Here is an 11,710-nt window from a genome sequence, read left to right as displayed (position 1 = left end):
CTCCCGCCGCCGGGACGGCCGCGCGTCGCGCCCGTCCCGCTGTTGTCCCGCCAGTTGTCCTTGCTGTAAGCCATGCACTTGGAGCCCGCCGGAGACGGCGACGTTCATGGCGTATCCGGTTCCCACCGGGAAACCACGACGTCGGCCTTGCGTACGACCCGCTCCCCCTGAACGAATCCGGCCGCCACGACGCGCGCCACCGTCCGGTCCGCCTCAGGCCCTTCCGCGGCGACGCGGCCCACCGGGCGCTGCGACGCCATGTCGAAAGCCTCGCCGGGCCGGGGGACGTACCGCTGTACGCCGGTCCTGGCCACGGTGTCCGCCGCCTCGTCGGCCAGCGCGGTCAGCAGAGCCCGAAGTTCGTCGACGTCGAGCGGGCCGGTGACGTGTTCGGCCTGGCGCAGGATCTGGTCGTGGAGCCGGATCAGGGAGTGGCGCACGAGATCGAGCGCCATGTCGAACTCGCCTCGGCGCAACCGCTCGACCTCGTCGTGCAGCCTGGTGACGATCTCCTCACGGCGCTCGGCGAGTTGTTGCTGACGAGCGAGTGCTGCAGTGAACTCACCTGCAAGCGAACAGGGTTCGACGCATTCCGGCACAGCGCTCACAGTAGAGCAAAGAGGGGCGGGGTGTCAGCGGAGCGTGCCGCGGTCATCTGCCGGGCTGGAACAGCCGCGTTGCCCGGCTCGTGCTCGGGAGGGATCTCGCCGTCAAGCGGATGTGACCGGCAGGACGTCGGGGGACAGCGCGCCCGCGCGGGCTGAAGCAGCAGTCATCCGGCGGAGGTGGTGCCTGCGGCACAGGACCTCGTAACCGATCTCCTCCGCCGGGCGGTTGACGTCCCCGACGACCACCTGAGCACCCTCGACCACCATCTCACCGCCCACCGTACGGGCGTTGTGCGTTGCCCGGGCGCCGCACCAGCACAGGGCCTCCACCTGGAGGGCCTCGATCCGGTCGGCGAGCTCGATCAGCCGCTGCGAACCAGGGAAGAGCCTGGTGCGGAAGTCGGTGGTGATACCGAAGGCGAAGACATCGAGGCCGAGGTCGTCCACGACACGGGCCAGTTGGTCTATCTGATCGGGCGCCAGGAACTGCGCCTCGTCGGCGATCACGTAGTCGACCTTGCCGCCCTTGGACAACTGATCGACCAGGTACCCGTACATGTCCATCCGCTCGGTGACCTCCACAGCCTCCGTGACCAGGCCCAGTCGCGAGGACAACTTCCCCTCGCCCGCCCGGTCGTCCCGCGTGAAGATCACGCCTTGGAGCCCCCGGGCCGAGCGGTTGTGTCCGATCTGGAGGGCCAGAGTCGACTTCCCGCAGTCCATCGTTCCTGAGAAGAACACCAGCTCGGGCATGGTGGGTCGAGCACCTTTCGATGTGCGGACGGAGAGGGGCCCTCAGGCGTCAGGAGCGTACTTCGAGGAGCGGGACCAGCTGTTCGGCGGGGGTCATCGAGCCGTGGTTGCCGACCATCGCCGACTCCTTGGGCTCCCGCTCCGAGGCGATGATGAGGACGTCGTCGCGCGCTGCCGCGACCACGTCGCCGATCCGGTCGTACACCCGCCGCTCGACCTGCTCGGGCGGTCCGAACCAGCCCGCCGCGATCGCCTCGTCCCGTGACGCCACCCAGAACTGCTCGCCGAGGACCTCGCGCCAGCAGGTCAGCACGTCGTTCTCGGCGCCCGGCACCGCGTAGACGTGGCGGGCGCGGCCCTCGCCGCCCAACAGAGCGACCCCTGCGCGCAGTTCCCAGTCGGCGTCGAAGTCGATGCGGTGGTCCTCGTCGAAGGGGACGTCGATCATGCCGTGGTCGGCGGTGACGTAGAGCGCGGTGCGCGGGGGCAGTTGCTCGGCCAGCCGCTGCACCAGCCGGTCGACGTACATGAGGCGGCCGCGCCAGGTGTCGGAGTCGATGCCGAAGCGGTGGCCGGCACCGTCGACCTCGGCGTAGTACGTGTAGACCAGGGAGCGGTCGCCGGCGGCCAGTTGCCCCGCCGCGAGGTCCATGCGCTCCTCACCGGTCTGCCGCCCGTGAAACGTTCCTCCGCTGAGCGCGACCTTGGTCAGCGGGGTGCTCTCGAAGGTCGGGGAGGAGACCTGGGCCGCGTGCACACCCGCCTGTTGGGCCCGCTGGAAGACGGTGGGGTACGGCTGCCAGGCAGCCGGTGACGTCCACGGCTGCCAGCGCAGCTGGTTCATCAGCTCGCCGGTGGCCGGATTGCGCACGGTGTAGCCGGGCAGGCCGTGGGCGCCCGGCGGCAGCCCGGTGCCCACGGAGGCGAGGGAGGTGGCGGTGGTCGCCGGGAAGCCGGTGGTCAGCGGCTGTCCGGTGCCGCCGCGCGAGCTGCCGAGGAGCGAGGTCATGAACGGGGCCTCGTCCGGGTGCGCCTTGAGCTGCTCCCAGCCGAGCCCGTCGATCAGGAACACGCAGTTCCGGTCGGCGGGGGTCAGCTCGGGGAGGGTCGCGGTGGTCCCGGGCACGGCCATGCCGGCGGCCAGGGTGGGCAGCAGGTCGGCGAGGGACCCGGAGCCGTACGCGGGGACGGGCGCGGAGTCGAGGGCGAGGGGTTCCGGATGGTGGTCCCAGGCGGAGGCGGGATGCGCCATCAGCGGGTGACGTCCGCGGTCGCCTCGGAGATGGCCTGCGCGAAGGCGAGCGCCTGGCGCACCGTGTCCGGGCCGTCCCCGGCCTCGCTCACCCGGAGGCTGAGGTCGTCCGCCGTCGAGCTGCCGGTGTAGCCGTGGTCGGCCTCGCAGTTGGGGTCGCCGCAGGCGGCGGGCTCCAGGTCGATCCGGGAGACGGCGCCCCAGCCGATGGTCAGCACGACCTCGCGGGGCAGGGTGCCCGGCCGGTACTGCTCCGGGTTGGCGACCACCCGGCTGACCACCACCGAGGAGATCCGGCCGATCTTCACGGACTCGGTGGAGGTGGTGGCGTACGGCGTCGGGGAGGTGGTGTCCTCGGCCTGCTCGTCGGTGTGGCTGACGATGAAGCGGGTGTCGGTGAGGACGAGGACGGTCACATGCCGCCGCACCTCGTTCTGGTCGAACGTCGTCTCCTGATGGACCAGGTACGACCGGATGGGCTCGCCGCCCACAGCGGCCTCCACCGCCTCGGCCACGAGGGCCGGGTAGTAGCCGCTGCGCTCGATCGCCGCTCGCAGCCCCTGGGTCGTCGTACTGGTCTTGGCCATGAAGTCCATCCTACGGTGGCGCACCGACTGCGAGGCACGCTCACGGGGGTCTCGGTTCGTCTCAGTACGCGGGAAGCGTCCGCGGGCCGAGATCGTCGCGGGCGGGCGGGGGTGCCAGGCGCACGGAGGCGCCGAGGACGCTCAGGCCGCGCGGGGCGACGACGACCGGCTCGAGGGTGACGGCGACGACCTCCGGGTGGTCGTCGACCAGCCGTGACACCCGCAGCAGCAGTTCCTCCAGCGCGGGGGTGTCGACGGGGGTGGAGCCGCGCCACCCGAAAAGGAGGGGCGCCGTCCGGATCGACCGGACCAGTGAGGTGGCCTCCCGGTCGGTGACGGGGACGAGCCGGTGCGCCATGTCCCCGAGCAACTGGGAGGCGGCCCCGGCGAGCCCGAACGACAGGACGGCTCCTGCCGCCGGGTCGATGACGGCCCTGACGACGGTGTCGACTCCCCGCGGTGCCATCCGCTGCACCACCGGCCGCAACTCCTCCGGCGTCCCGAACAGCTCGGTCAACTCGGCGTACGCCCGCCGCAGTTGCTCCTCGTCCGCGAGATCCAGGCGTACGCCGCCCAGGTCGGCGCGGTGGCGCAGGTGCGGGGCGGTGGCCTTGAGGGCGACCGGGTAGCCGAGGTCGCGGGCGGCCCGGACGGCGTCGTCGGGGGCGGGGGCGGACAGCGCCCGGTGCACCCGTACGCCGTACGTGCCGAGCAACTCGCAGGTCTCCTCGGTGCCGAGGGTGAGCCCCTGCCCACGCGCGAGCAGCCCGTGGATCAGCGCGGCGGCACCCTTCTCGTCGATGTCCTCGTAGGCGGGCACCCTGCCGGGCTCGGCGGCGTCCCGCCGCCACTGCGCGTACCGGACCACTTCGGAGAGGGCTCTGACGGCACGTTCGGCGGCCGGGTAGGCGGGGATGAGGCGGGAGCAGTTCTGGGGGGCGGGCACCTCGTCCGTCGTCTTCGTCGCCAGCCTGTCCAGGGGGCGGAGCGGGTGGGGGCGTACGGCGGCGCCGGACGTGGTCGAACCCGCCTGCGGTGCGGTGCTCGCCGCGGCCGAGAGGGCTTCCGCCAGCCCCCCGAGTTCCACGTGGACCACCAGCACCGGCTTGCCGGGGGCCCGCTCGGCGGCGGTCCTGAGGGCTTCGGCCAGCTCCCCGTCCCCGGCCGAGCCCTCCCCCACCGCCGGGATCGCCGTCACCACCACCGCGTCGCACGCGTCGTCCGCCAGCGCCCTCGCCAGGGCCCCGTGGAAGTCCGCCGGCGAGGCCGCCGTCGTCAGGTCCAGCGGGGGCAGCGGTCGCAGGCCCTCGGAGAGACAGGCGTCGTACGTGAGCAGGCCGAGCGACTCGGAATTGCCGAGGATCGCCACTCGGGCGCCGCCCGGCAGCGGCTGCCGGGCGAGCAGCAGCCCCGTGTCCACCAGTTCCGTGATCGTCTCCACCCGGATCACCCCGGCCTGGCGCAGCAGCGCGGAGACCGTGGCATGCGGCAGCCGCGTCGCCCGTACGGCGTGGCCCTGCGGAGCGGAGCCCGCGCCCTGCACCACGACCAGCGGCTTCGCCGCGGCCGTCCGGCGCGCGAGGCGGGTGAACTTGCGCGGGTTGCCGATGGACTCCAGGTACATCAGTGCGACGTCGGTGTCCGGGTCGTCGTACCAGTACTGAAGGACGTCGTTGCCGGAGACGTCCGCCCGGTTGCCGGCCGACACGAACGTCGACACACCGGTCACCCCCGTGACCCCGCCGCCGCGCCGGTGCAGCCGGGACAGCAGGGCGATACCGATGGCGCCGGACTGGGAGAACAGCCCGATACGGCCTGGCCGGGGCATCTCGGGGGCGAGGGAGGCGTTCAGCCGTACCTGAGCCGAGGTGTTGATGATCCCGAAGGCGTTCGGACCGATGATCCGCATGCCGTACGCGCGCGCGTGGCGGACGAGTTCGCGCTGGCGCTCGCGTCCCTCGGGTCCACCCTCGGCATATCCGGCGGAGAGCACGACGAGCCCCTGCACGCCGTGCCGGCCGCATTCCTCGACGACCTGGGGGACGTGCTCGGCGGGCACGGCGACGACGGCGAGGTCGACCGGCCCGTCGATGTCGCGCACCGAGCGGTGGGCGGGTACCCCGTCGATTTCCTTCTGTCCCTCGGGCAGGGACCTGTTCACGGCGTGCAGGCGACCCGTGAAGCCGGCGCCCCTGAGGTTGGCGAGGACGCTGCGGCCGACCCCGCCGGGCGTACGGCCGGTCCCGACGACGGCGACGGATCCGGGCATCAGCAGTCGCTGCACGGACCGCCCCTCGGCGCGCTGTTCGCGCGCGTACTGCACGGCGAGCGAGCGGTCCGTCGGTTCCAGGTCGAACTCCAGGCGTACGACGCCGTCCTCGAAGCTGCGCTTCTGGGTGTACCCGGCGTCCGTGAACACCTTGATCATCTTGTTGTTGGCGGGGAGGACCTCGGCGGCGAACCGGCGGATGCCCCGCTCGCGGGCGACGGCCGCGATGTGTTCGAGCAGGGCGGAGGCGACCCCGCGCCCCTGGTGGGCGTCCTGGACGAGGAAGGCGACCTCGGCCTCGTCGGCCGGCGCGGAGGCGGGCACTCCGTCGGGGCCGATGCGGTCGTAGCGTACGGTGGCGATGAACTCGCCGCCGATGGTGGCCGCGAGTCCCACCCGGTCCACGAAGTCGTGGTGCGTGAAGCGGTGGACGTCCTTGGCGGACAGGCGAGGGTAGGGCGCGAAGAAGCGGTAGTACTTCGACTCGTCCGACACCTGCTCGTAGAAGCTGACGAGGCGATCGGCGTCATCGACGGTGATGGGCCGGATGCGCGCGGTACCCCCGTCGCGCAGCACCACGTCGGCCTCCCAGTGGGCGGGGTACTCGTGCCGGTCCGACGAGGTCTGCATGGGCCCCAGAGTACGGCTCGCGTACGACAACGGCGCGAGGCAGTCTGTGGAGGACGACGTCGGACCGAGGCCGCGGTCCGACGTCACGAAGGGGCGGGACGAAGGACCGCTCCGGCATGCCTGGGCATGCTTCATGCTATGGAAAACTGGTCTAGACAACCTTGATACACCGAAGGGCATCATCACATGGCTGAGCGCCGCGTCAACGTCGGCTGGGCCGAGGGTCTCCACGCCCGCCCCGCTTCCATCTTCGTCCGGGCCGCCACGGCCGCAGGTATCCCGGTGACGATCGCCAAGGCCGACGGCAACCCCGTCAACGCGGCCTCCATGCTGGCCGTTCTGGGCCTCGGCGCCCAGGGCGGCGAGGAGATCGTCCTCGCCTCCGACGCCGAGGGCGCGGACGCCGCCCTCGACCGTCTCGCGAAGCTCGTTTCCGAGGGCCTCGAGGAACTTCCCGAGACCGTCTGAACGCAGCTGCCGTAACGCACGACAGAAGGGCTCGTCCGAATTATCGGGCGAGCCCTTCGCATTTCCCGGTGACGCACATTTCCCGATGGCGGGCAGCAGAAATAATCCCCCGCGAATTATCTTCTCTTTGTATACGGCGCCCGTGTTAATGCCGCAGACTCGGCATGTTTACGGGATGTTGCGAGTTCCTCACACGGTCCGGGCGATCCGGCTGCGCAGGAAACCGCAGCCGGTGCACGCCCGTCGAGCGCTCGGTGTGCAGCGCCGTGACCGCCCGCGCGCGTTCGCTGTCGCCGCGCGCCACCGCGTCCACGATCGCGCCGTGCTCCGCCCAGGACTCCACCGGGTTGGCCGGCGCGTCCACCGCGTACATCCAGGCGATCTTGTGGCGCAGCTGGGTCAGCATCGACGTCATCGCGGGGCTGCCGGAGGCCTGGGCGAGTGTCTCGTGGAACCAGCTGCCCAGCGAGCGCAGATCCTCGCTGTTGCCCCGCCTGGCCCGCTCCTGGCCCAGCCGGACCAGGCCGCGCAGCACCTTGAGATGGGCCTCGGTGCGCCGCTGGGCGGCCCGGGAGGCGCCGAGCGGCTCCAGCAGCATCCGCATCTCCAGGAGGTCGGTGCCCTCCTGTTCGGTGGGTTCCGCGACGCACGCGCCCGCGTGTCGCCGGGTCACCACGAAGCCCTCCGCCTCCAGCGTGCGCAGGGCCTCGCGGACGGGGACGCGCGAGACGCCGTAGCGGCGCGCGAGCAGTTCCTCGGTGAGCCGGCTGCCGCGCTCGTAGACACCCGCGACGATGTCGTCCCGGATCGCCGTGCATACCGAGTGCGCCGGAATACGCATGACCGACCTCCGCCTTAATCCCCGTGAAACGTCGACGATTGACGTGTGTTCAGTGACTCTATTGCAATGAGCCGGAATTTCCGATGGCGGGCCGGAATCCATGGATATTTTTTGGACAGGCGGGCTTCTGAAACGCCGAAAGCCCCGGCTCGGGGAGCCGGGGCCGCAGCTTGTCTCGCCGTCCGTCGTCAGACGTTCACGCCGTGCGAGCGGAGGTAGGAGACCGGGTCGATGTCCGAGCCGTACTCCGGGCTCGTGCGGGCCTCGAAGTGCAGGTGCGGGCCGGTGACGTTGCCGGTCGCCCCGGAGAGGCCGATCTGCCGGCCCGGGGTGACCGTCTGGCCCACGGAGACAGCGATGGACGACAGGTGGCCGTACTGGGTGTACGTGCCGTCGTTCATCCTGATCACGATCTGGTTGCCGTACGCCCCGCCCCAGCCGGCCTCGACCACGGTGCCGGAGCCGACCGCGTGGACGGACGTGCCGGTCGAGGCGTGGAAGTCGATGCCGGTGTGGCTGCCGGAGGACCACAGGGAACTGCTGGACTGGTAGCCGGTCGAGACGTACGAGCCGGAGATCGGGGCGACGTAGGCGTTGAGGCGCCTGCGCTCCTCCGCACGGGCGGCGCGCGCCTCGGCCTCGCGGGCCTTCTTCGCCTCGGCGACCGCCTTCTTGTGCGCGGCCTCCTCGGCCTTCTTCATCGCCTCGGCCTCGTCGGCGGCCTGCTTCTGGGCCGCGGCCTGGGCGTCGATCTCGTCGGCGATCGAGTCGCCGATGGTGATCACGGGGGTGAGACCGGTCTGTTCGGCCGCGGGCTCGGCGGCGAGGGCCGGGGCGGCCAGCGCGCCGAAGACGCCGGTGGTGGTGAGGGCCGCGACGCCGGCCGCGCGGGCGGTGCCGCGCTTCATCCGGCTGGGACGACGGTGCTTCCCGGTGGCGCAGGTGAACGCCATGTGGTGGCTGATCCTTTCCTTCCTTCTCGCCTACCGGGTTAGCTGACGGGTTCGGAGCAGGAAGGTCTCCTACGGACCCCCTCGCGGTGCGCGCGGGCGTCCGATTCACCCCAGGGACTTCTGGTGTGGGTCCCCGGCTCCCCTGGCTCGCGCCATGTGGGGACTCGGCGATGACTGTCCGGTGCCGCTGGTGCGGCGCGGTGCCTGACGGACAGCCCGGATGACGCTAAACGTGGCACGTTTCAATCCCCAAACCGATCACAGCTTTTGTAGCGCACACCACAGGGCAGACAGGCAACCTCTCCCTCAATTCGGACATCAGGGAGCCCTGGTGACTCACCGGTCACCAGGGCTCCCGCGCGCGCGTGCCGCTACTCGGCCGACACGACCGTGACTTGGCCGATGCCCAGGGCCTCGACGGGCTCCTTGATCTGCGCCGCGTCACCGACGAGGACGGTCACCAGACGGTCCACCGGGAAGGCGCTGACGACCGCCGCGGTTGCCTCCACGGTGCCCGTCGACGCGAGCTGCCGGTACAGCGTCGCCTGGAAGTCGTCGGGCAGGTGCTGCTCGACCTGGTCCGCCAGCGTGCCCGCGACGGCCGCCGCGGTCTCGTACTTCAGCGGCGCCACCCCCACGAGGTTCTGGACGGCGACATCGCGCTCGGCGTCGGTCAGGCCCTCCGCGGCGAGCGTGCGCAGCACCGTCCACAGGTCATCCAGGGCGGGACCGGTGTTCGGGGTGTCGACGGAGCCGCTGATGGCGAGCATCGCGGCGCCCGAGCCGTCGGGGGCCGAACGCAGGACCTGCCCGAACGCCCGTACGCCGTAGGTGTAGCCCTTCTCCTCGCGCAGGACGCGGTCCAGACGGGAGGTGAGGGTGCCGCCCAGGCAGTACGTGCCGAGGACCTGCGCGGGCCACACGCGCGCGTGCCGGTCGGGACCGATGCGGCCGATCAGCAGCTGCGTCTGGACGGCGCCGGGACGGTCCACGATGACGACCCGGCCGGTGTCGTCGGCGGTCACCGGAGGCACCGGGCGGGGCTGGGACGAGGAACCGGTCCAGGCGCCGAGGGTGTCGCCGAGCAGCACGTCCAGCTCGACACCGGTGAGGTCGCCCACGACCACGGCGGTGGCCGTGGCCGGACGGACATGCTTCTCGTAGAAGGCACGTACGGCCGCGGAGTCGATGCTCTCGACCGTCTCCTCGGTGCCCTGGCGCGGACGCGACATGCGTGAGGTCGCCGGGAACAGCTCCTTGGAGAGCTCCTTGGCGGCCCGCCGGGAGGGATTGGCCAGCTCGTGCGGGATCTCGTCGAGGCGGTTGCGGACGAGCCGCTCGACCTCGCTGTCCGCGAACGCCGGTGCCCTGAGGGCGTCGGCGAGCAGCGCCAGGGCCTTGGCCAGACGGGAGACCGGGACTTCGAGGGAGAGGCGCACCCCGGGGTGGTCGGCGTGCGAGTCGAGGGTGGCGCCGCAGCGCTCCAGCTCGGCGGCGAACTCCTCGGCGGAGTACTTGTCAGTGCCCTCGGAGAAGGCCCGCGCCATGATCGTGGCGACGCCGTCCAGGCCGGCCGGCTCGGCCTCCAGCGGCGCGTCGAGGAGCACCTCGACGGCGACGACCTGCTGGCCGGGGCGGTGGCAGCGCAGGACGGTGAGCCCGTTGTCGAGCGTTCCGCGCTCGGGGGCGGGGAAGGCCCAGACCTTGGGCTCGCCCGCCTGCGGCTGGGGGTGGAATTCCATCGCGGCGAGCTCGGTCACTTGGCCGCCTCCTCGTTCTCGTCGGTGGCTTCCACGGTGGCCGCGGACGCCGGGTCGTCGGCTCCCTCGGCGTCCTCCGCGCTCTGGGCGATCTCGGCCGGGGTGGTGGGCTCGTAGACGAGCACCGCGCGGTTGTCGGGGCGCAGGCGGGCCTTGGCGACCTCCTGGACCTCCTCGGCGGTCACCTCCAGGACGCGCTTGACGGCCGTGAGGGCGAGCTGCGGGTCGCCGAACAGGACGGCGTACCGGCACAGTTCGTCGGCGCGGCCCGCGACCGTGCCGAGCCGGTCCAGCCACTCACGCTCCAACTGGGCCTGGGCGCGCTCCATTTCCTCGGCGGTGGGGCCCTCCTCGGCGAACCGGGCGAGCTCCTCGTCGATGGCGGTCTCGATGACCGGCACCTCGACGTCCCCGGAGGTCTTCACGTCGAGCCAGCCCAATGAGGGCGCCCCGGCCAGCCGCAGCAGGCCGAAGCCCGCCGCGACGGCCGTACGGTCACGCCGCACGAGCCGGTTGTAGAGGCGGGAGGACTCGCCGCCGCCGAGGACGGTGAGCGCCAGGTCGGCCGCGTCGCACGCGCGCGTGCCGTCCTCGGGCAGCCGGTAGGCGGCCATCAGGGCGCGCGCCGGGACCTCCTCCTCGACGACCTCGCGCAGCTGCTCGCCGATGACGTCGGGCAGCGAGCCGTCCCGCGGGGCGGGCTTGCCGTCGTGCGCCGGGATGGACCCGAAGTACCTCTCGATCCACGCGAGTGTCTGCTCCGGGTCGATGTCGCCGACCACCGACAGGACGGCGTTGTTGGGCGCGTAGTACGTACGGAAGAACGCCCGCGCGTCCTCCAGGGTGGCCGCGTCCAGGTCGGCCATCGAGCCGATCGGGGTGTGGTGGTAGGGGTGGCCCTCCGGGTAGGCGAGCGCGGTCAGCTTCTCGAACGCCGTGCCGTAGGGGACGTTGTCGTAGCGCTGGCGGCGCTCGTTCTTGACGACGTCGCGCTGGTTCTCCATCGACTCGTCGTCCAGGGCGGCCAGCAGGGAGCCCATGCGGTCGGCCTCCAGCCAGAGGGCGAGCTCCAGCTGGTGGGTCGGCATGGTCTCGAAGTAGTTGGTGCGCTCGAAGCTCGTGGTGCCGTTGAGCGAGCCGCCCGCACCCTGGATCAGCTCGAAGTGGCCGTTGCCCTTGACCTGCCCCGAGCCCTGGAACATGAGGTGCTCGAAAAGGTGAGCCAGACCGGTACGCCCCTTGACCTCGTGGCGCGAACCGACGTCGTACCAGAGGCACACCGCCGCGACCGGGGTCAGGTGGTCCTCGGAGAGCACCACGCGCAGGCCGTTGGCCAGGCGGTGCTCGCTCGCTGTCAGGCCCCCGGAGCCTGCCTGGGCTGTGGCCGTGTGACCCATGGGCATGTACGTCCCTTCCATCGGGGTCGCGGTCCTGGAAACCGCGGTTTTCCTGCCGGTCCTGCCACTGTATGCAAGCGTGCGGACCCTCGGCGAAGTTCCCGGACGACGTACGCCCTGAGCGAGACCGGGGCGGGCGGGGACTGGGGGGAGACCGGAGGCTGAGGAAGGGTGCGGAAGGACAGGTTGGGG

Annotated in this window: 10 protein-coding genes and 1 riboswitch; of the genes, 1 reads left to right on the top strand and 9 read right to left on the bottom strand. The window is 71.6% G+C overall.

Going from position 1 to position 11,710, the window contains the following annotated elements:
- Positions 1-104: 104 nt before the first annotated feature.
- From ACIBK3_RS40315 to ACIBK3_RS40295, 5 genes are all read right to left on the bottom strand, one after another.
- A complete protein-coding gene (locus tag ACIBK3_RS40315; protein ID WP_399373020.1) occupies positions 105-599 on the bottom strand; it encodes a nucleotide exchange factor GrpE in 495 nt (164 codons plus the stop codon).
- Between the two features lie 111 nt (positions 600-710).
- Positions 711-1,361: a thymidine kinase gene (locus ACIBK3_RS40310; protein WP_399373018.1), complete on the bottom strand. Its 651-nt coding sequence runs from the start codon at positions 1,359-1,361 to the stop codon at positions 711-713.
- 49 nt (positions 1,362-1,410) lie between these two features.
- Complete coding sequence (locus tag ACIBK3_RS40305) at positions 1,411-2,613, bottom strand: alkaline phosphatase family protein (protein ID WP_399373017.1); 1,203 nt, start codon at positions 2,611-2,613, stop codon at positions 1,411-1,413.
- Positions 2,613-3,209 (bottom strand): DUF5998 family protein, encoded by a 597-nt coding sequence (locus ACIBK3_RS40300; protein ID WP_399373015.1) that lies wholly within the window; start codon positions 3,207-3,209, stop codon positions 2,613-2,615. Before ACIBK3_RS40300 ends, ACIBK3_RS40305 begins: the two co-directional genes overlap by 1 nt.
- 52 nt (positions 3,210-3,261) lie before the next feature.
- Positions 3,262-6,099, bottom strand: coding sequence for a GNAT family N-acetyltransferase (locus ACIBK3_RS40295; RefSeq protein ID WP_399373014.1), 2,838 nt, complete (start codon positions 6,097-6,099; stop codon positions 3,262-3,264).
- Between the two features lie 186 nt (positions 6,100-6,285).
- Between ACIBK3_RS40295 and ACIBK3_RS40290 the strand changes: the two genes are divergently transcribed.
- A complete protein-coding gene (locus tag ACIBK3_RS40290; protein ID WP_016432192.1) occupies positions 6,286-6,567 on the top strand; it encodes an HPr family phosphocarrier protein in 282 nt (93 codons plus the stop codon).
- A gap of 145 nt (positions 6,568-6,712) precedes the next feature.
- Here ACIBK3_RS40290 and ACIBK3_RS40285 read toward each other — a convergent pair whose 3' ends face one another.
- The 4 genes from ACIBK3_RS40285 to ACIBK3_RS40270 form a co-directional block, all read right to left on the bottom strand.
- Complete coding sequence (locus ACIBK3_RS40285; RefSeq protein ID WP_399373012.1) at positions 6,713-7,408, bottom strand: GntR family transcriptional regulator; 696 nt, start codon at positions 7,406-7,408, stop codon at positions 6,713-6,715.
- 188 nt (positions 7,409-7,596) lie between these two features.
- Complete coding sequence (locus ACIBK3_RS40280) at positions 7,597-8,361, bottom strand: M23 family metallopeptidase (protein WP_399373010.1); 765 nt, start codon at positions 8,359-8,361, stop codon at positions 7,597-7,599.
- Positions 8,362-8,374: 13 nt separating this feature from the next.
- Positions 8,375-8,541, bottom strand: a riboswitch (cyclic di-AMP (ydaO/yuaA leader).
- 191 nt (positions 8,542-8,732) lie between these two features.
- Positions 8,733-10,121 (bottom strand): M16 family metallopeptidase, encoded by a 1,389-nt coding sequence (locus tag ACIBK3_RS40275; protein ID WP_399373008.1) that lies wholly within the window; start codon positions 10,119-10,121, stop codon positions 8,733-8,735.
- Positions 10,118-11,518: a M16 family metallopeptidase gene (locus ACIBK3_RS40270; RefSeq protein ID WP_399373076.1), complete on the bottom strand. Its 1,401-nt coding sequence runs from the start codon at positions 11,516-11,518 to the stop codon at positions 10,118-10,120. The genes ACIBK3_RS40275 and ACIBK3_RS40270 overlap by 4 nt, the downstream gene beginning before the upstream one ends.
- Positions 11,519-11,710 lie beyond the last annotated feature (192 nt).

Source organism: Streptomyces sp. NPDC050287, assembly GCF_044459385.1.
Lineage (GTDB): Bacteria > Actinomycetota > Actinomycetes > Streptomycetales > Streptomycetaceae > Streptomyces.
The sequence above is the reverse complement of the archived record's forward strand: the minus strand, read 5'-3'. Positions and strand labels throughout refer to the sequence as shown.

Bases quoted from the DNA above. Each gene is read 5' to 3' on its own strand.
- ACIBK3_RS40310 (WP_399373018.1), bottom strand. From the start codon at position 1,361: ATGCCCGAGCTGGTGTTCTTCTCAGGAACGATGGACTGCGGGAAGTCG.
- ACIBK3_RS40305 (WP_399373017.1), bottom strand. From the start codon at position 2,613: ATGGCGCATCCCGCCTCCGCCTGGGACCACCATCCGGAACCCCTCGCC.
- ACIBK3_RS40300 (WP_399373015.1), bottom strand. From the start codon at position 3,209: ATGGACTTCATGGCCAAGACCAGTACGACGACCCAGGGGCTGCGAGCG.
- ACIBK3_RS40295 (WP_399373014.1), bottom strand. From the start codon at position 6,099: ATGCAGACCTCGTCGGACCGGCACGAGTACCCCGCCCACTGGGAGGCC.
- ACIBK3_RS40290 (WP_016432192.1), top strand. From the start codon at position 6,286: ATGGCTGAGCGCCGCGTCAACGTCGGCTGGGCCGAGGGTCTCCACGCC.
- ACIBK3_RS40285 (WP_399373012.1), bottom strand. From the start codon at position 7,408: ATGCGTATTCCGGCGCACTCGGTATGCACGGCGATCCGGGACGACATC.
- ACIBK3_RS40280 (WP_399373010.1), bottom strand. From the start codon at position 8,361: ATGGCGTTCACCTGCGCCACCGGGAAGCACCGTCGTCCCAGCCGGATG.
- ACIBK3_RS40270 (WP_399373076.1), bottom strand. From the start codon at position 11,518: ATGGGTCACACGGCCACAGCCCAGGCAGGCTCCGGGGGCCTGACAGCG.